The sequence below is a fragment of the Pedobacter sp. UC225_65 genome (assembly GCF_042698365.1).
Classification (GTDB): domain Bacteria; phylum Bacteroidota; class Bacteroidia; order Sphingobacteriales; family Sphingobacteriaceae; genus Pedobacter.
The window spans coordinates 2,838,450-2,856,242 of record NZ_CP170550.1 but is presented as its reverse complement, the minus strand read 5'-3'; the positions used below and the strand labels follow the sequence as shown (position 1 = coordinate 2,856,242).

17 protein-coding genes and 3 pseudogenes are annotated in these 17,793 nt (G+C 39.9%); 11 read left to right on the top strand and 9 right to left on the bottom strand.

Annotation, left to right across the window (positions count from 1 at the left end; translation table 11 throughout):
* The first annotated feature begins 1 nt into the window (after position 1).
* The 6 genes from ACFJIZ_RS14960 (at position 2) to ACFJIZ_RS14935 (ending at position 4,667) form a co-directional block, all read left to right on the top strand.
* Entirely contained in the window at positions 2 to 583 is a 582-nt protein-coding gene (locus ACFJIZ_RS14960; RefSeq protein ID WP_379085635.1) for a Crp/Fnr family transcriptional regulator, read from the top strand.
* Positions 584 to 626: 43 nt separating this feature from the next.
* Positions 627 to 1,205 (top strand): NAD(P)H-dependent oxidoreductase, encoded by a 579-nt coding sequence (locus ACFJIZ_RS14955; RefSeq protein ID WP_379085632.1) that lies wholly within the window; start codon positions 627 to 629, stop codon positions 1,203 to 1,205.
* Between the two features lie 144 nt (positions 1,206 to 1,349).
* Complete coding sequence (locus ACFJIZ_RS14950; protein ID WP_379085629.1) at positions 1,350 to 2,279, top strand: lysophospholipid acyltransferase family protein; 930 nt, start codon at positions 1,350 to 1,352, stop codon at positions 2,277 to 2,279.
* 137 nt (positions 2,280 to 2,416) lie between these two features.
* Positions 2,417 to 3,301: a lysophospholipid acyltransferase family protein gene (locus tag ACFJIZ_RS14945; protein ID WP_379085626.1), complete on the top strand. Its 885-nt coding sequence runs from the start codon at positions 2,417 to 2,419 to the stop codon at positions 3,299 to 3,301.
* Positions 3,302 to 3,349: 48 nt separating this feature from the next.
* Positions 3,350 to 4,066, top strand: a complete 717-nt coding sequence (locus ACFJIZ_RS14940) for a 3-ketoacyl-ACP reductase (protein ID WP_379085623.1) — start codon at positions 3,350 to 3,352, stop codon at positions 4,064 to 4,066.
* Positions 4,067 to 4,094: 28 nt separating this feature from the next.
* Positions 4,095 to 4,667 carry a thioredoxin family protein gene (locus ACFJIZ_RS14935; RefSeq protein ID WP_379085620.1) on the top strand — a complete coding sequence of 191 codons (573 nt, stop codon included), beginning with the start codon at positions 4,095 to 4,097 and terminating at the stop codon, positions 4,665 to 4,667.
* A 45-nt stretch (positions 4,668 to 4,712) separates the two neighbouring features.
* Here ACFJIZ_RS14935 and ACFJIZ_RS14930 read toward each other — a convergent pair whose 3' ends face one another.
* The 6 genes and pseudogenes from ACFJIZ_RS14930 to rsgA form a co-directional block, all read right to left on the bottom strand.
* On the bottom strand, positions 4,713 to 5,843 hold the full coding sequence (locus tag ACFJIZ_RS14930; RefSeq protein ID WP_379085617.1) for a glutathionylspermidine synthase family protein: 1,131 nt from the start codon (positions 5,841 to 5,843) through the stop codon (positions 4,713 to 4,715).
* Complete coding sequence (locus ACFJIZ_RS14925; RefSeq protein ID WP_055131156.1) at positions 5,843 to 6,172, bottom strand: hypothetical protein; 330 nt, start codon at positions 6,170 to 6,172, stop codon at positions 5,843 to 5,845. The genes ACFJIZ_RS14930 and ACFJIZ_RS14925 overlap by 1 nt, the downstream gene beginning before the upstream one ends.
* A 1-nt stretch (position 6,173) precedes the next feature.
* Complete coding sequence (locus ACFJIZ_RS14920) at positions 6,174 to 6,491, bottom strand: hypothetical protein (protein ID WP_379085613.1); 318 nt, start codon at positions 6,489 to 6,491, stop codon at positions 6,174 to 6,176.
* Between the two features lie 4 nt (positions 6,492 to 6,495).
* Positions 6,496 to 6,827, bottom strand: a pseudogene (locus ACFJIZ_RS14915) (nucleotide pyrophosphohydrolase).
* 192 nt (positions 6,828 to 7,019) lie between these two features.
* Complete coding sequence (dtd, locus tag ACFJIZ_RS14910; protein ID WP_379085610.1) at positions 7,020 to 7,478, bottom strand: D-aminoacyl-tRNA deacylase; 459 nt, start codon at positions 7,476 to 7,478, stop codon at positions 7,020 to 7,022.
* A 45-nt stretch (positions 7,479 to 7,523) separates the two neighbouring features.
* Positions 7,524 to 8,444, bottom strand: coding sequence for a ribosome small subunit-dependent GTPase A (rsgA, locus tag ACFJIZ_RS14905; RefSeq protein WP_379085607.1), 921 nt, complete (start codon positions 8,442 to 8,444; stop codon positions 7,524 to 7,526).
* A gap of 493 nt (positions 8,445 to 8,937) precedes the next feature.
* On the opposite strand from rsgA, the pseudogene thrA reads away from it, so the two are divergent.
* From thrA to ACFJIZ_RS14880, 5 genes and pseudogenes are all read left to right on the top strand, one after another.
* Positions 8,938 to 11,393, top strand: a pseudogene (thrA, locus tag ACFJIZ_RS14900) (bifunctional aspartate kinase/homoserine dehydrogenase I).
* A 2-nt stretch (positions 11,394 to 11,395) separates the two neighbouring features.
* Complete coding sequence (locus ACFJIZ_RS14895; protein ID WP_379085604.1) at positions 11,396 to 11,869, top strand: DinB family protein; 474 nt, start codon at positions 11,396 to 11,398, stop codon at positions 11,867 to 11,869.
* Between the two features lie 4 nt (positions 11,870 to 11,873).
* Entirely contained in the window at positions 11,874 to 12,803 is a 930-nt protein-coding gene (locus ACFJIZ_RS14890) for a homoserine kinase (RefSeq protein ID WP_379085601.1), read from the top strand.
* Between the two features lie 61 nt (positions 12,804 to 12,864).
* A pseudogene (thrC, locus tag ACFJIZ_RS14885) lies at positions 12,865 to 14,174 on the top strand (threonine synthase).
* Between the two features lie 170 nt (positions 14,175 to 14,344).
* Positions 14,345 to 14,890, top strand: a complete 546-nt coding sequence (locus ACFJIZ_RS14880; protein ID WP_379085598.1) for a transposase — start codon at positions 14,345 to 14,347, stop codon at positions 14,888 to 14,890.
* A 120-nt stretch (positions 14,891 to 15,010) separates the two neighbouring features.
* Here ACFJIZ_RS14880 and ACFJIZ_RS14875 read toward each other — a convergent pair whose 3' ends face one another.
* The 3 genes from ACFJIZ_RS14875 to ACFJIZ_RS14865 are packed head-to-tail and all read right to left on the bottom strand — an operon-like array spanning position 15,011 to position 17,760.
* Positions 15,011 to 16,408, bottom strand: a complete 1,398-nt coding sequence (locus ACFJIZ_RS14875; RefSeq protein ID WP_379085595.1) for a pyridoxal phosphate-dependent decarboxylase family protein — start codon at positions 16,406 to 16,408, stop codon at positions 15,011 to 15,013.
* Positions 16,409 to 16,417: 9 nt separating this feature from the next.
* Positions 16,418 to 17,371 carry a methylenetetrahydrofolate reductase [NAD(P)H] gene (metF, locus tag ACFJIZ_RS14870; RefSeq protein WP_379085592.1) on the bottom strand — a complete coding sequence of 318 codons (954 nt, stop codon included), beginning with the start codon at positions 17,369 to 17,371 and terminating at the stop codon, positions 16,418 to 16,420.
* 35 nt (positions 17,372 to 17,406) lie between these two features.
* Positions 17,407 to 17,760 (bottom strand): four helix bundle protein, encoded by a 354-nt coding sequence (locus tag ACFJIZ_RS14865; protein ID WP_379085589.1) that lies wholly within the window; start codon positions 17,758 to 17,760, stop codon positions 17,407 to 17,409.
* Positions 17,761 to 17,793 lie beyond the last annotated feature (33 nt).

The window sequence follows — 17,793 nt, the reverse complement described above, 5'->3', positions numbered from 1 at the left end:
ATTGAAAGATTACCTATTATCCTTTGATCTTGTCACGGTAGCAGCAATTGAACTACTGATGGCCAAAGCCAAACCTCGCACCTTAAAAAAGGGAGATTTCTTTATGGTTGAAGGTAAAGTCTGTAGTGAAGTAGCTTTTATCCAAAGCGGTATCCTACGTTCGTATTATACCTCTGCCACTGCAGAAGAGTTTACCTATTGTATTACTTTTCCCCATCAGTTTATGACGGCCTATTCGTCGTTGATTACAGGTTTGCCCAGTCAAGAGAATATCCAAGCCATGAGCGCTGTAGAATTGTTGGTGTTAAAAAAGAGTGAACTGGATATTTGGGCAGAGGAAAGTATAAATGGGATAAAATTACTGAAGACAATTGCAGAACAACAATATATCCATTTGGAAAAAAGAGTGTTCATGTACCAGAAAGATACAGCTAAAGAGCGCTATCTAGCTCTTTTTGAAAGCCATCCTGAATATGTTAAACAAATTCCGATGCATTACCTGGCTTCTTTTTTAGCGATCAACCCCACGACATTTGAGCCGTTTAAGAAGAGAGGTCCATTTATAGACATTTGTCTGCCCTAAAATAAAGATGCTAGACCTAATTTTGTGTTAAATAGCAAAACACATGAAAAATATCCTCATCATCAATGGTCACCCCAATAAAGAAAGCCTAAATTTTGCTTTGGCAACAGCTTATCAAAAAGGAGCATTGGAATCTGGCGCAACTGTTTCCATCATCCATATTGGTGATTTAAACTTTGACCCCAATTTGGCCTACGGCTACCAAAAACGGATGGAATTGGAACCAGATCTGGTAGACAGTTTAACCAAGATCAGACAGGCCGAGCACTTGGTTTGGGTACATCCAGTATGGTGGGGTGGTATGCCGGCTTTGATGAAAGGTTTTATCGACCGCTTGTTCCTGCCAGGAATTGCATTTAAATATAGGGAAAACAGTGTTTGGTGGGATAAACTACTTACACGTAAAACCGCTAGGATCATCACTACCCTAGATCAGCCTTCTTGGTATTATCGGTTCATGTTTGGGCGCCCTAGCGTAAACCAGTTGCGACGAAGTGTACTTGAATTTTGTGGGGTAAAACCTGTGAAGGTTACTTATGTGGGCATCATAAAAAAATCTACCGTCGAACAAAGGGAAAAATGGCTGTATCAAGCTTATCAACTAGGCTTAAAACATGGTTAAGTTGTTGTATATCAATAATGTTGCATTTAAAAAATGGTCTTTTGTCATGATAATCTCAGAAATGGACGATTTGAATAATAATCTAGCAATTTAATGTCGTTTTTTTGCGTTGCATAGCTAATTTTGTAGTTCAAACCAAACAACATGATCCAAAAAGGTCTTTCCTACCTTGGCGTATTTTTTTTAACGACATTATCTCTATTGCCACTAAGTGTTTTATACCTCTTGGCTGATGGGTTTTATGTATTGGTGTATTATGTTTTTGGCTATCGTAAAAAAGTAGTGAGAGAGAACTTGCTCAATTCTTTCCCAGAAAAAAAACTAGAGGAAATAATAAGTATTGAAAAGACATTTTTTAAATACTTGGCTTCATTGATCTTCGAGGTGATCAAGATGAAGAGCATTTCTGCAAAAGAGCTCAATAAGCGTGTAAAATTTATAAATGTTGACTTGGTTGAGGCCTACCTTAAAAACAAGGAGAGCGTACTTTTTTGTTCGGCACATTATGGAAATTACGAATGGGTATGTATGGGCATTGGCATGGCCTTTTCTGGAGAGCATTACCCGATCTACAAGCCCTTAAGCAACGAGGCTTTCGACAATTGGTTTTTAAAAATGAGGAGTAGATATGGCAATCATATGATCGCCATGCGCCAGACATTAAGAGCCATCCAATCGAATAAAAACCAAGCTACCATGTTTACGTTTGGCAGCGATCAGGCGCCTTCTAAAGAAGAGTCGAACTATTGGACAACCTTTTTACATCAGGAGGCATCTATCCAGCTGGGATTGGAGAAAATTGCCAGAAAAACCAACCGACCAGTTTTCTATTTAAAGATAAGCTATAAAAAACGTGGTTATTACGAAGTTGATTGTGTGCCGATCTGTTTAGAACCAGCAAAAACTACTGAATTTGAGATTACAGAGATGCATACCCATTTTCTGGAAGACATGATCAAAGAAGTGCCCGCTTATTGGTTATGGAGCCATCGCAGGTGGAAATACAAACCAGAGAAAGAAGTCCCAAAAACTTCATCAAAAGATTTGAGTGTACCAGAATTACATAATAGTTAAAATATTTTAACTATTTGACATCTTTTTAATCTATAGTTTTCTTGTTTTCTTGATGGGTGCCAAAAGGTAAAATCTAACATTTTAGTGGCAAAAGAATATCATAAAGCCTTTAATTTTGTGGTATATCTATCTTTAATATGATAAAAAAGGGCTTCTCCTACCTGGGAATATTTTTTTTTGCTGTATTATCATTGTTGCCATTATGGATTCTATACATTTTTGGCAATGTGGCATATGTGCTGCTCTACTACGTTTTTGGCTATAGAAGAAAGGTGGTTCGCGAGAACCTATCCAATGCTTTCCCCGAAAGAGGAACCGTAGAAATCATAGCGATCGAGAAGCGGTATTACAAATATTTAGCTGACCTCATTTTCGAAATCATTAAGATGAATGCCATTTCGGAAAAGGAAATCAGGAAACGTTTTGTTTTTAAACATACCGAACAGATTGAAGCTTATCTCAAAAGCGGACAAAGTGTGCTGATCTGCGCTGCGCATTATGGAAACTGGGAATGGGGAACCTTAGGTATTGGACTTAATTTTCATGCCAATCATTATCCCATCTATAAGCCATTGAGTAACCCGATATTCGATAGTTGGTTCAAAAAAGTAAGGAGCAAGTTTGGTAACAAGTTAATTCCGATGCGGCAAACCTTAAGGGCACTGCAAGCAAGTAAAGGAAGTCCGAGTCTTTTCAGTTTTGGAAATGACCAATCGCCATCAAAAGATGAACTGCATTACTGGACTACCTTCTTAAATCAACCTACATCCGTTCAGTTGGGGATTGAGAAAATTGCAAAAATGACCAACCAGCCCATCTTTTATTTAAGAATCAATTATGTAAAGCGGGGTTATTACACGGTAGATTGTGTACCACTTTGTTTAGTGCCAGCAGCTACAGCCAAGTATGAGATTACGGAGCTCCATACACGTTTCTTAGAAAAGATGATCAAAGAAGAACCCGCCTATTGGTTGTGGAGCCATCGCCGTTGGAAACACCAACCAAAAATTGACATCAAGTAAACCCTCGCTTTTGCTGTTTTTGGTACTTTAGCAGCTCAATACAGAATTATGGAATCAATACAAGGAAAGAATGCGCTGATCACCGGTGCTGGTAAAGGTTTAGGAAGAGCAATAGCTATAGCATTAGCTGCAGAGGGTGTAAATGTTGCTTTGGTGGGCAGAACGGAAAAAGATCTGGTCAATGTAGCGGAAGAGTTAAAAGCCTATCCAATTAAAACGACTATCGCAACAGCAGATGTGGCTGATATCGAAGCTGTAAATGCTGCGGTAGCTAGTGTCAAATCGGTATTAGGTCCAATTGATATATTGGTGAACAATGCAGGCATCGCCTCTTTTGGAAAATTTATGGAGTTGGAGCCACAAAGGTGGAAAGAGATCATCGATGTAAACATTATGGGTGTGTATTACACTACCAGAGCTGTATTGCCAGAAATGATCGAAAGACAAACCGGCGATATCATCAATATATCTTCTACCGCAGGTAAAAATGGTTCTGCTTTAACCAGTGCATACAGTGCATCGAAATTTGGTTTGATCGGTTTGTCAGAGTCGTTGATGCAGGAAGTACGCAAACATAACATCAGGGTAAGCACCATGTTGCCAAGTACGGTAGCAACAGATATGGCTATTGATTTAAAACTAACGGATGGTAATCCAGATAAAGTAATGCAGGCAGAAGATTTTGCAGAACTACTGATCGCACAACTGAAATTAAATAGAAGAGTATTTATTAAAGAGAGTGGAATTTGGTCAACTAATCCTTAACTTTAGGATAATCTTAACTTAAACCACTATGAAAATTAAAAATTTATTACTCGTATTGATGACCGTTTTAACAGTCAATACGGCATTTGCGCAAACTACGCCACCATCTGCTGATGAAATTTTAAATGGGGCGATCAAAGAGGCAAAGGCACAAAAGAAAAAAGTCTTCATCATGTTCCACGCTTCTTGGTGTGGTTGGTGCCATAAAATGGATGACAGCATGAATGAACCAGACATGAAGCCGCTTTTCGACAAGAGTTTTGTGATCAAACATATCACGGTAATGGAAAATGATCCAAAGAAAAAACTAAATGAAAATCCTGGTGGAATGGACATGATCAAAAAATACAATAGCGACGGTTTTGGTATTCCACTTTGGTTTATTTTTGATACCGATGGTAAATTACTGGTCGATTCTCATATGCGACCTGAAGGAACTGGTTTTGAAACCAAAGGAAAACAGATTGTGGGTTGTCCGGCAGCTAAAGAAGAAGTTGATGAATTTGTGAGGGCTTTGAAATTGACCACCAAACTGAATAAAGATGAATTGGAAAAAATCTACGCCCGTTTCAGAAAGAATGATCCAAGTTATAAAGGATAACGAGTTGATCTCAACAAAAAAGCCAGCATTACGCTGGCTTTTTTGTTAACCTATTAAATGGGGTACAAATCTACTTTTGTTATCCGTAATCAAACGGTTGGCCTCCCTTAAACCAATCCCTGCGGGTTGTTGCCCAATGATCCAACTGCCGATCAAAGGGTAGTTTCCCTCAAAATTGGGCAGTTCAAAAAGCTCCTGATAAATATAACCTTCAGTTCCATACTCGCCCTTGGTCTGCTCTAATGATATACCTGATTTATGCAGTTCGATATTTGCCCCTTCTCTAGAGAGGATAGGCTTTTTGGCATAATCCTGTAGGTCGCCTTGGTCAAAATAAGCCTTGAGCAGATAAGGATGATAAGGATACAACTGCCAAAGTATCGGAAGGATGGCTTTATTGGATAAGATCATCTTCCAAAATGGCTCGATCCATAAAGTATTGTTTCTGTCTTCGATGATGTTTTTGCCAAAGTTTTCGTTCAACAGCCACTCATATGGGTAAAGTTTAAAGATGTTCTTGATTTCCTCATCCTCAAGATCAACAAAAACCTGTTTGTTGCTGTCCCAACCCAAATCGTCAATAAAGACCAGTTGCGTATCTAGTTTGGCTTGAATGGCACAATCCCTTAGATATTCGGTAGTGGTTAGGTCCTCTAAACTTTGTTTAACACAGGTAAAATGCAGTTTGCCAGGATGCATATAGTTTTTCAATACGCCCCAATAAGCAATCAATTTCTCGTGGATAGAATTGAACTGGTCTTTGCTTTTATCGAAATCCTGCAACCAGAACCATTGCACAATCCCTGCTTCATATAAAGAAGTTGGCGTATCTGCATTGAACTCCAATAGTTTCAATTGACCATCTTTATAGGCCAGATCAAATCGTCCGTAAATTGCCGGATAATCATCGTTCCACGATTTTTCCAAATGGGGGATGATCGATTCGGGGATATGGAATTTGGCATATAGTTTTTGGTCGATTACATATTGTACAGCAGCAAGGCACATGTCCCAAAGTTCAGCTGTAGCCCTTTCTATCTGGTCGATCTCATGGATTGAAAACTTATAGTATACACTTTCGTCCCAATAGGGGATGTTGGTAGAGTGAAAACCAAAACCTAATTTTTCAACTTCCTTTTGCCAATTGTTTCTTGGCGTAGTTTTTATTCTTTCCATTAAGAAGATACTGAAACACCATGACCAAAACCACCGCGGATGATTCCATATTTACCTGTATTAGATCCAATATTAGAACGTTCGCCAATACCACCACTGTAATAGCCGGCCCTATTGTAAACGCCGTTGTTATATCGGCCATAAGGTCTAAAGGCATAGTACCAAAGTAGGGCACCTGCAATATGGTGGTGAGAACGACTATAGCTGGCGGTAGAATCAGAACGCATGTAAACCTTAGGCTCATCTTGGTCCCATCCCTTCTCTTTTTTATCACAAGAAGCCAAAGCGGCCGTAATCAATACTAAACTGATGTATTTGCTTTTTTTCATCTTACTTAACCGTGATATAAAATTCGTAATCCTTCGGAACTACAGCTTTTTGGGTATTGCCGTTTTCATCTTCGCCCTCGGCCAAGGTGGTTCCCAAAGAAGTTAAGGTATCTACCTTCGTTAATATTTTGTCAAGCTTGTTCTTTACCCAAACTTTATGGGTTGTGGTTAAGATATCAAAACCTTTCTCGTGTTTTACACTAACTACAGTTTCAATCGAACCCTCTTTATTCGGTTCTTTTACAATATCTTCATTCCTGTTCTCCTTGCAGCCCATAAAGGCCAACGAAATCAGAAGTAGCGGTAAAATTATTTTCATTCTATTATTTATTTGTCAGTTTATCATTGTTTTTATGTCGGTCAGTATCCCTGATGGTTTTTTTCTGTAGGTTTTTAACCAATGCCGCGTTCAGGTCAATGCCGGTTTGGTTGGCTAAGCAGATCAGCACAAACAGTACGTCGGCCATTTCATCCGCCAAGTCAACCGCTTCGTCACTTTTTTTGAAAGACTGTTCTCCATATTTACGCGACATGATACGGGCCACTTCGCCCACTTCTTCCATCAGGATCGCTGTATTGGTCAACTCGTTAAAATAACGGATCCTGTGGTTTTGATCCAGTTGTCAACAGTTTGTTGGGCTTCTTCTATGGTCATGTTTAGGGTTGGTTTATTAGTTCAATTGTTCATTAGTTCATTGGTTCAATTGTTCACTAGGGATGAAGTGCCTATGCTATTGGTTCATTGTCTTCGATACGTCGATAAACTCAGCTCAGCCTGACAAAAACATTAGTTCATTAGTTCAGTTATTCATTTTTGGCTTTTAACTTTTAACCTTCAACTTTGAACTCAATGGTTGTCTTTATCTTTCGTGTCCATAATTATCGTTACCGGTCCATCGTTCAATAAACTGATCTTCATGTCGGCCCCAAAAATGCCACATTGCACCTCCTTATTGATCAGGCTACTCAATTGTTTGATCATTTCCTCATATAAAGGAATGGCCTTATCCGGACGTGCCGCTCTTGTAAAACCAGGTCTATTGCCCTTTTTTGTTGCCGCAAATAAAGTAAACTGGCTGATCAATAAAATATTGCCATCAATATCAGAAAGCGATTTGTTCATCAGGTCATTTTCATCACCAAACACGCGCATATTGGCTATTTTTTGTGCCAGCCAATCCAGGTCTTCCTTCGTATCTGCGTCTTCAATGCCCAATAGCACTAAAAAACCATTGCCAATTGCCCCTGTTACTTGATCATCTACGGTACAACTTGCTTGCGTTACCCGTTGAATAACTGCTCTCATATTTAATGTGTATAGATAATTTAGATATCAACTGCCCTGTATTTGTTACGCCCTGGTATCATTACCATGAAAAATACTCAGGTAGCTTTCGTAGCGGCTCACCTCAATTTCTCCCTCTTCTACGGCTTTGATCACCGCACAACCGGGTTCATTTACATGCCTGCAATTGTTAAAGCGACATTGGTTTAAACGATCACGCATCTCTACAAAATAATGGCTCAACTCTTCCGGTTTGATGTCAAAAATGCCCAACTCCCTAATTCCAGGGGTATCGATCAAATAACCGCCAAAAGGTAAAGTATGCATTTCAGCAAATGTGGTGGTATGTTGCCCCTTGTCGCTCCACTCAGAAACTTCTCCTGTTTTGATTTCGTACCCAGGTAATAAGGCATTGATCAAGCTCGATTTTCCAACCCCAGAATGGCCAGAGAACAAGGTCGTTTGATTCTTTAACAAGGCCTCGATCTGGTCGATATTTGTCCCTTTTAGTGCCGAAACTTCATAACATGGATAGCCGATCTTTTCATAGATTGCCTTATATTCTGCTAAGATTTCCAACCCTTGTTGACTAAAAAGATCCAGTTTGTTAAAAATCAATGAAGTAGGGATACTATAGGCTTCAGAAGTAACCAAAAAACGGTCTATAAAACCCAACGAAGTGCGGGGAGAAGCCAAAGTAACAATTAAAAAAGCTTGATCTAAGTTGGCCGCAATGATCTGCGCCTGTTTAGAAAGGTTGATGGATTTGCGGATGATGTAGTTTTTCCTGTCCTGCAGTTTATCAATCACACCAGTCTCCGCATTGGGCTCTAACTCAAAGCCAACCTTATCGCCAACCGCAATCGGGTTGGTCGTCTGTATGCCCTGTATCCTAAATTTTCCTTTAATCCGGCAATCGTAGGTCTTGCCATTTTCGGCATACACCTGGTACCAACTCCCTGTAGATTTTATAACTAATCCTTGCATATAATAAGGTAAAGGTAGTAATATCATTACATCGATAAAAATGATTAATGGATTGCCCTTCAATTGAAAAGCAATAGAGGTGTTTCAATTAGCGGTAGTCCTGCCATTCGTTGCCATCTTTTTGTAGTTTTTGATGGAACATGATCTTTTTAACAAAAAGTATTTGCACTGCTGTCAGGTTTAAAATAGCAAAAGACGTGCAAAACAGCAAATGAGATCTCTGTTAAAATAAGGTTGTAATGCGTTTAAAGTCAGATTTTTGAATGGATAAAAATAAATTTCACAAAGCGCTTGACATTACGAAAAATATTCTTCTACTTTACGGTGTAGAAAATACACTAACAACGAAATGATTTTTAACAACACGATTATTACCATTATTACATCAACAACCGGCCAACACCGGATGGGGAAATGCTAGTGGTATAATCTAAAAAATAAGATACAGCAAGCGCCCCGCAAAACGGGGCGCTTTTTTTTGACCCATTTGATCATGAACATTTTAAAATTTGGCGGTACATCCGTAGGTTCAATAGCCAGCATCCGTGCTTTATTGCACATCTTAGAAAGAGAACAACAGCAAGCAGAAAAGCCGGTAGTGGTACTATCGGCAATGAGCGGTGTAACCAATCTGTTAACGGCAATGGCCGAAAAAGCCGCATTGGCACAAGATTATAGCGAAGAACTCAAAACAATTGAACAACGTCATTTTGAAGTGGTTAGGGCTTTGTTGCCTGCTGCAGCACAAAATCCAGTGCTCACCAAGCTTAAACTTTATTTTAACGAGTTGGAAGAGCTTTTGCAAGCCATTTACAACTTGCAGGAATTAAGCTTGCAGGCCAAAGACCTGGTGTTGAGTTATGGCGAGCGCTGCGCTACCTTTATGGTCTGCCATATCGCTAAACAACAGTTTCCAGAGTCTGTTTTTGCAGATGCGGCCCAGTTCATCAAAACAGATAGCAATTTTGGCCAAGCAAAGGTAAATACACAGCTTACCGACTTTTTGGTTAAGGATTTTTACCAGAGCAATGCAGGCAAGATGCTTTTTGTAACTGGTTTTATTGCCAGTAACGATGCCAACCGTGTCACTACATTGGGTAGAGGTGGTAGCGATTATACTGCGGCGATTTTGGGGTCGGCCTTAAATGCGGCCGAAATCCAGATATGGACCGACGTAAACGGAATGATGACCGCTGATCCAAGAATGGTCAAAAAAGCATTTTCTTTGCCAGAGTTGAGTTATATCGAGGCCATGGAGCTATCTTATTTTGGAGCAAAGGTGATCTATCCACCAACAATGACTCCTGCCTTTTTGAAGAGGATCCCAATCGTGATCAAAAATACCTTCGATGCTGATTTTGAGGGCACCTATATCCGTCATGGGGCAAAACCATCTGCACTGGCCATTAAGGGATCTCTTCAATTGACGACATCAGCATTATCAATTTGGCCGGTAGTGGCATGGTGGGTAAAGCGGGTTTCAGCGGACGTTTGTTTTCACTGTTATCACGCGAGCAGATCAACGTGGTTTTGATTACTCAATCTTCATCAGAACACAGCATCACTTTTGCAGTAAAACCTGCAGATGCTGTCAAAGCGGTAAACCTGATTGCCAAAGAATTCGACTTGGAACTTCAGGCTCAAAAACTACAGGCACCAGAGGTAGAAAACGGCTTGGCGGTGCTGGCCATCGTTGGCGAGAACATGAAACGTACACCAGGTATTTCGGGTAAACTGTTTCATGCGCTTGGTAGAAACGGGGTAAACGTACATGCCATTGCACAAGGTTCGTCAGAGTATAACATCTCGGTGATCATTGCCAAAGAGGATTTGTCTAAAGCAGTAAATGCAGTTCACGATGCATTTTATACTGAACTGAACAAGACCCTCCATATTTTCTGCTTGGGAACGGGTAACATTGGCAAAACATTGTTTAAACAATTATTGGTGCAAATGCCTTTCTTAGCGCAGAATAACGACCTACAGGTAAAGGTAATGGGCATTAGCAATACCCGAAAAATGTTGCTCTCGCCAAGCGGAATTGCGCTAGAGCATTGGGAGGATACCTTGGATGCACAAGGACAAACGGCAAGTCTGGAAGATTTTGTGGCCCAGATGAAAGCCATGAACCTGCCCAACTGTGTATTTGTAGACAATACGGCAAGTCCGAAACCTGTACCTTTTTATCAAGGTGTTTTTGAAGCCAGTATTTCGATCGTTACCTGTAACAAGATTGGAAACTCTGCCAGCTTTGCACAGTACGAAACCTTTAAAAATACAGCCCGTAAATTTGGTGTCGATTTTTATTACGAAACCAATGTGGGGGCAGGCCTGCCTATCATTCGTACCTTAAAAGACCTGATGATGAGCGGAGATAAGATCGCCCGTATCGAAGCGATCCTTTCTGGAACGATTTCATATATTTTCAATCATTTTAAAGGAGATGCTGCTTTTCATGAAATTGTAAAAGAGGCACAAGAAAAAGGATATACAGAACCCGATCCACGCGACGACCTGAATGGTAAGGATTTTATGCGCAAAATGTTGATCTTGGCCCGCGATGCTGGTTATGCTTTTGAAGAATCGGATGTGAGTATCCAAAATATGCTGCCCGATGCTTGTTTGCAGGCCCCAACTGTAGAAGAGTTTTACAAGCAATTGGAACTCAATGCCGCTTATTTTAACCAGCTTAAAGCAGAAGCTACACAAACTAAAAAAGTGCTGAGGTATATTGGTAAGCTCGAAGATGGAAAAGCATCCATCACTTTACAGATGGTAGATGAGCAGCATCCATTTTATATGCTCTCTGGCAGTGACAACATTATTTCCTTCACAACCGACAGGTACAAAGAAAGACCATTGGTGGTTAAAGGCCCAGGTGCTGGAGCCGAAGTTACTGCGGCAGGTGTTTTTGCAGATATTATTAATGTAGGAGCCTTAAATGCATAACAATGAGTTTAGTAGGTGAAGCAAAAAATGAAGTACTGATGCTGGTACATCAAGCATTGCTCGATTTCAACAAGATCAGTAAGGAAAGTTGGGATGAAAAACCAAATCCATCAAAATGGTCCAGAAAAGAGCTTTTGGGACACTTGATAGATAGTGCTTCGAACAACCTGAGGAGATTGATTGTGGGGCAATACGAACAAGGAACCAAGATTGTTTACCATCAAGACGAATGGGTGGCCTATCAGAACTATCAGGAGATGGATATTGAAGATGTGAAAACACTTTGGAAACTAATGAACGAGCAAATTGCTCGCGTAATCGGTCTGATACCACAAAGTAAATTGGACAATACCTGCGATACAGGTAAAGGAAAGGTAGAAGTGCATACCCTTGTCTATTTTATCGAAGATTATATTGTCCACTTGAAGTACCATTTAAAACAAATAAACGATCCAAATTTTAACGTCCACAAATAAAAAAATGAAAGAGATTAAAGTTTTTGCCCCTGCCACCGTTGCCAATGTAGTTTGTGGATTTGATGTGTTGGGTTTCGCCGTTAATGAACCAGGAGATGAAGTAATGATGCGCTTGGTTGATGAACCAGGAGTCCGCTTGTTGAAAATTACTGGCGATGACGGCCGACTTCCCTTGGATTCTGCAAAAAATACCGTAAGTGCTAGTGTACAACATTATTTAAAACACCTGAACAGACCAGATATCGGGGTAGAGATCGAACTCCATAAAAAGATGCCCATTGGCAGTGGATTGGGTTCGAGTTCTGCCAGTACGGTAGCAGGCTTGTACGCCATTAACCAATTGATGGGTAATTTATTAACAGCCAAAGAATTGGTGCCATTTGCCATGAAGGGAGAAGAATTAGCCTGTGGTTATGGTCATGCCGATAATGTTGCACCAGCTTTGATGGGTGGTTTTGTATTGGTTCGAAGTTATGAGCCTTTGGATCTGATTGCCCTGCCTACACCCTCAAACCTATTTGCAGCCATTGTTTACCCAGAGGTAGATGTGCCAACCAAAGATGCAAGACAGATGATCAAAGCCAAGGTCTTGTTAAAAGATGCCGTGGTGCAATGGGGTAATGTAGCGGGTTTAGTTAGTGGTCTTTTCCTAAACGATATGGACCTGGTTGGACGAAGCATGAAAGATGTATTGATCGAGCCTACCCGTTCCATTTTAATCCCAGGATTCGAGATGTTAAGGGAACTGGCCATGCAGAGTGGGGCTGTAGGTTTCGGGATTTCTGGATCTGGCCCATCTGTATTTGCCTTGGCCAAAGATGAAGCAACCGCTAGGAAGATCACAGACCTGCAACAAAAACATTTAGCCGAATTAAATATCCACAGTAATGCTTATGTGTCGTCGGTAAATGCCGAAGGCCCTAAAATTATATAGACAGGTAAAATGTGTTAGTTAAACATTTTCCATTTTACGTTTTCCATTTTCCATCGATCAAATGAAGTTATATTCAACCAACAACCCGTCCTTGCGTGTTTCCTTTCAAGAAGCAGTTTTTAACAGTATGCCCCAAGATAAAGGCCTATATATGCCAACAGTAATCCCTCAATTAGCACAAGGATTTATTGATAAAATTGAGCGTTATACTTTGCCAGAAATCGCTTATCAAATTGCTTCAACACTGTTAAAGGATGAAATCCCTGAAGCCGATCTTAAAGCCCTCATTGCAGATGCCGTCAACTTTGAAGCACCAGTAGTAAAGCTCAATGAAGAAACATTTGTATTGGAACTATTCCATGGACCTTCTTTGGCCTTTAAAGATTTTGGTGCCAGGTTTATGAGTAGGGTGATGGCTTATTTCCTAAAAGATGGAGAACAATTGTTAGATGTGCTGGTCGCTACTTCTGGAGATACAGGCGGGGCAGTAGCCTTAGGCTTTTTAGGAGTGCCCAATACGCGGGTAACCATCTTGTTCCCCAAAGGAAAAGTAAGCGAAGTACAACGTTTACAATTGACTACCAATGGAAAAAATATAAGAGCAATTGCCATTGATGGTACATTTGACGATTGTCAGGCATTGGTTAAACAAGCCTTTGCCGATGAGGAATTGAATGCAAAATTCAGGTTAACCTCAGCCAATTCCATCAATATTGCAAGATTGATCCGCAGACTTTCTATTATTTCAATGCCTATGCCCAATTGAAAAGGCAAGGTTTAAGTAAGGTCGTTTTTGCTGTGCCTAGTGGTAATTTTGGAAACATAGGTGCTGGTTTATTGGCTTATAAAATGGGTCTTCCAGTACATCGGTTTATTGCTGCTACCAATGCCAACGATACCGTGCCACGCTTTTTGGAGACTGGGGTTTATGAAACCAAACCATCAGTACAGACTTATGCCAATGCCATGGATGTAGGCGCACCAAGCAATTGGGTAAGGATCATGGACCTATTTGGTCAGGATAGAGAAGCAATTAATGAGCTGGTAAAAGCTTATCGTTTTACCGACGAAGAAACCCTGGCGGCCATCAAAGAAATATTTGAACGGTTTGCCTATGTTGCTTGCCCGCATACAGCCATTGCTTGGTTGGCTACACAGGCCTACGCCAATGAAAACCCTACTGATAACAGTACAAAAGTTTTCCTGTCGACAGCGCATGCCTGTAAATTTCCCGAGGTTTTTCCGGTTGAGATACAAGAAAAAATTGAACTACCCGTACAGATAAAATCGCTAAAGGACAATCCAGAAAGGTATGATGAGCTGGGGACTGATTTTGAAGGCTTTAAAAATTATTTAAAGGCCAGCGTTTAACGCGGATTACAAATCCGAAATGAATACGGTCGAGATTGCAAATCCTCATTCGATCAACTTCAAAATTTTCGAACAGTGAAAATATATTTCGCTAAGAATAAATAACTTGCTTTGTAGTAGTTTTTTAAGTTCCAATTCTTACCCTATTAGGTGAAGTGCTAAATTTAGTTATGGCATTTAAATATCAGGTTACTGATCAAGATGGGATTTATTTTATAACAACTACGGTTGTAGCATGGATTGATGTGTTTACCAGAAAAGAGCTTGCTGAAGTGGTAATAGATAGCCTTGCCTATTGTCAGAAAGAGAAAGGTCTGAATATTTATGCGTGGTGTTTAATGCCAAGTCATTTACATATGATTGTTAGTGCAACTGAAGAGAAAAACCTATCAGATATTATACGGGATTTCAAGAAGTTTACAGCAAAAAGGATCATTGCTACGCTTAAAGAAATTAATGAGAGTAGGACCTGGATGTTAAACAAATTCCAATTTGCGGCAATGATACATCCTAAAAACAAAGATCATAAATTTTGGCAAGATGGCTTTCATCCCATTATTCTTTACGGTAACGATTTTATGGAGCAAAAACTAGATTATATTCATCAAAATCTTGTTGAAGCAAATATGGTATCTGAACCAGCATGTTATGTGTATAGCTCGGCTGTAGACTATTGTGGTGGAAAAGGGTTGTTGGAGATAGTGTTTTTGGAGTAGTTTTCTCGAATTGTAAAGCATTGTCATGCTGAGCCTGTCGAAGCATTTTATGTATTTGTCTTCGACAAGCTCAGAGTGACATTTTATAATTTTAATACGGTTAGTCGGAATTTACAATCCTCATTTAACCAAATCCTTTACAATTTTCTCCATCTCCTCAGTTGCGATAACAATATCATCAGCAGTGGTTCTCCAATTTACAAATGCAGCTCTTATGCCCTTTTTGCCATTGTAGAAGGTAGGAGTCATGAATACTTTTCCTGTTGAATTGAGCCTATCTAGAAAATCACTGACTAAGTTTTCATCAATTAGTGTAAAACAAACGGTGTTTAAACGCACAGGTGCAAGCAGTTCGAAATTAGGATTGGTGGTAATGAAATCGGCGAATAACAAGGCTGTCTCCACATTTTTTTCTATCAACTCTTGATAGCCCATTTTGCCATAACTTGTTAAGGTAAACCAAGCGGGTAAGGCTTTTAATCGCCTTGAGTTTTCTGGAAGAAAATTGAGGTAACTAAAATTGGCCAAAGGATTACCTAAATACGCAGCATTCGCATTTTGAAAAGTTTCCATCTGTAAAAGTTGATGTTGCTCTTTCACAAAGAATACAGCACTTTCATAAGGCACATTTAACCATTTATGACAGTCTACTGTAATGCTATCGGCATTTTCCCAACCCTTAACCAAATGTTTGTATGTTGGAGAACACGCTGCAAAGCCTCCAAAGGCCGCGTCGATATGCCACCAGAAATTATATTTTGCCTTTAATTGATCAATGGCTTCAAAATCATCGAAATCTACTGTGTTTACAGTGCCAGCACTAGAAATCAAGATAAAAGGTTCCCCATTTAGGGCAGCAATTTTAAGTTTAAGGTCTTCTAGGTCTATAGCTTCTCTATTTCCAGTTAATACATTGACCGGAATGATATTGGCACTACCCATGCCCAACATGCCCAATGATTTTACAGCCGATGAATGTGGAGTAGCGGTTAAAACTTTGATCGAACCGCTAATGCCATCTTTGGCAAAATCCTTTCCCGATTGTTTGCCGATCCATTGTCTGGCTACAGCCAAGCAAGTGAAATTTGATAAAGTTGCCCCAGTAACAAAACCACCAAAAAAATCTTTGGGAAGGTTAAAGAGCGACAATAACAATTGGATGGTTTCCAGTTCGATCAAGGCAGAAACATCGCCATTACCTTTGGCCGATTGTGTGTTCTGATCGTAGATGGCAGCAAGCCAGTCGCCTGCGATCGCCGCAGGAGTGGTTCCACCGGTTACAAAGCCCCAATACCTAGGGCCAGAAGAGGCAACAATAACAGGTTCAAACCGCTCGTTAAACTGTTTCAAGGTAGCTATTGCGCCCAGCCCATTTTCATCCAGATCAGAAAGAAGTGCTACTTCTTTTTTGCTGGAAGTTGGCCTTTCATCAAGGTGAGTTAAATAAGCAATTCCCTGTTCTTTGATCAGTTGAAGGATTTCATCCCATACTTGTTGGTCTTTGTTTAAATAACTCATGTTTACAGCTTAAAATATCGCTTTTGCTATTCTCTTGGTGGGTTCGGGATTACTCATGGTATAAAAATGCAATACAGGCGCGCCAATCTTCATCAACTCTTTGCATTGCGCAATCATAAATTCTATGCCTACTTCTTTTACTTCCGTCTCATTTTTACAATTGTGGATGGCTTCACTAAGGTCTTCCGGTAAATCGATGTGGAATATTTTTGGCAGGCTGATCAACTGTTTAGAAGAGGTGATCGGTTTTAAACCCGGAATGATCGGAACATGGATACCGTTCTCCCGACATTTTTTAACAAACTCAACATATTTGTTGTTGTCAAAAAACATTTGGGTAACGATAAATTCTGCACCCATATCTACTTTTTTCTTCAGGTATTTGAAATCGGTTTTTAGGTTCGGTGCTTCGAAATGTTTCTCAGGATATCCAGCAACGCCAATACAGAAATCTGTTTTATAAGCATCGTGGTCTTCATGTAAATAGCGACCATTGTTCATGTTGGTTACCTGCTCCAATAGATCGGTAGCATAAGCATGGCCACCAGGAGTAGGAATAAAATTGGTATCCGCATGTCGGGCATCACCACGTAATACCAATACATTGTCGATTCCCAAAAACTGGAGGTCGATCAAGGCATTTTCAGTCTCCTCTTTTGTAAAGCCACCACAGATTAGATGGGGTACTGCATCAACTTTATATTTATTGATGATGGCCGCACAAATGGCTACCGTTCCTGGTCGTTTACGGTACGATATTTTTTCCAAAAGACCCGTTTCATGCTGTTTGTAGATATAATCCTCGCGATGGTAAGTTACGTCAATAAACGGCGGATTAAATTCCATCAATGGATCTATGGCATTATAGATGGCCTGAATGCTTTTCCCCTTAACAGGAGGCAGCAATTCAAATGAGAATAAGGTTTTACCCTTTGCGTTTTTGATATGTTCGGTAATTTTCATTTTTAGTATAAAGTATCAAGTAGTGAGTATTAAGACTAGGTGTTTAAGCTTTTTTGAAATCCAATTATCATTTTTTGTATTTCGTGAACTTGGGAAAGGATACGCTCAAATTTAGTTTGTTCAATATATTTAAATTCGCATGAAATTATAAGCTGAGTTTCTAGTTCAAATGCAGAGCCCAAACTGATGTTCAAGAATTGGCTCAGTTCTTTTGCAGACTTTCGTCCACATCCTTCAGCTATGTTTGAAGGTATTGATATTGCACAGCGAACAAGTTGAGATATAAGTGAATATTTTTCTTCGGCTGGGAAAGTCCTTGTAAGAATAAAAACAGATTTCGAAATCTCGATACCCATTTTCCAAACTTTCAACTCTCTAAAATTATGCATGGCTGTATATCTTTATACTTAGTACTTATAATC

Excerpts from the sequence above, each read along its gene's own strand:
- ACFJIZ_RS14955 (WP_379085632.1), top strand. The coding sequence starts at position 627 with ATGAAAAATATCCTCATCATCAATGGTCACCCCAATAAAGAAAGCCTA.
- ACFJIZ_RS14950 (WP_379085629.1), top strand. The coding sequence starts at position 1,350 with ATGATCCAAAAAGGTCTTTCCTACCTTGGCGTATTTTTTTTAACGACA.
- ACFJIZ_RS14945 (WP_379085626.1), top strand. The coding sequence starts at position 2,417 with ATGATAAAAAAGGGCTTCTCCTACCTGGGAATATTTTTTTTTGCTGTA.
- ACFJIZ_RS14940 (WP_379085623.1), top strand. The coding sequence starts at position 3,350 with ATGGAATCAATACAAGGAAAGAATGCGCTGATCACCGGTGCTGGTAAA.
- ACFJIZ_RS14935 (WP_379085620.1), top strand. The coding sequence starts at position 4,095 with ATGAAAATTAAAAATTTATTACTCGTATTGATGACCGTTTTAACAGTC.
- ACFJIZ_RS14930 (WP_379085617.1), bottom strand. The coding sequence starts at position 5,843 with ATGGAAAGAATAAAAACTACGCCAAGAAACAATTGGCAAAAGGAAGTT.
- ACFJIZ_RS14925 (WP_055131156.1), bottom strand. The coding sequence starts at position 6,172 with ATGAAAAAAAGCAAATACATCAGTTTAGTATTGATTACGGCCGCTTTG.
- ACFJIZ_RS14920 (WP_379085613.1), bottom strand. The coding sequence starts at position 6,491 with ATGAAAATAATTTTACCGCTACTTCTGATTTCGTTGGCCTTTATGGGC.
- dtd (WP_379085610.1), bottom strand. The coding sequence starts at position 7,478 with ATGAGAGCAGTTATTCAACGGGTAACGCAAGCAAGTTGTACCGTAGAT.
- rsgA (WP_379085607.1), bottom strand. The coding sequence starts at position 8,444 with ATGCAAGGATTAGTTATAAAATCTACAGGGAGTTGGTACCAGGTGTAT.
- ACFJIZ_RS14895 (WP_379085604.1), top strand. The coding sequence starts at position 11,396 with ATGAGTTTAGTAGGTGAAGCAAAAAATGAAGTACTGATGCTGGTACAT.
- ACFJIZ_RS14890 (WP_379085601.1), top strand. The coding sequence starts at position 11,874 with ATGAAAGAGATTAAAGTTTTTGCCCCTGCCACCGTTGCCAATGTAGTT.
- ACFJIZ_RS14880 (WP_379085598.1), top strand. The coding sequence starts at position 14,345 with ATGGCATTTAAATATCAGGTTACTGATCAAGATGGGATTTATTTTATA.
- ACFJIZ_RS14875 (WP_379085595.1), bottom strand. The coding sequence starts at position 16,408 with ATGAGTTATTTAAACAAAGACCAACAAGTATGGGATGAAATCCTTCAA.
- metF (WP_379085592.1), bottom strand. The coding sequence starts at position 17,371 with ATGAAAATTACCGAACATATCAAAAACGCAAAGGGTAAAACCTTATTC.
- ACFJIZ_RS14865 (WP_379085589.1), bottom strand. The coding sequence starts at position 17,760 with ATGCATAATTTTAGAGAGTTGAAAGTTTGGAAAATGGGTATCGAGATT.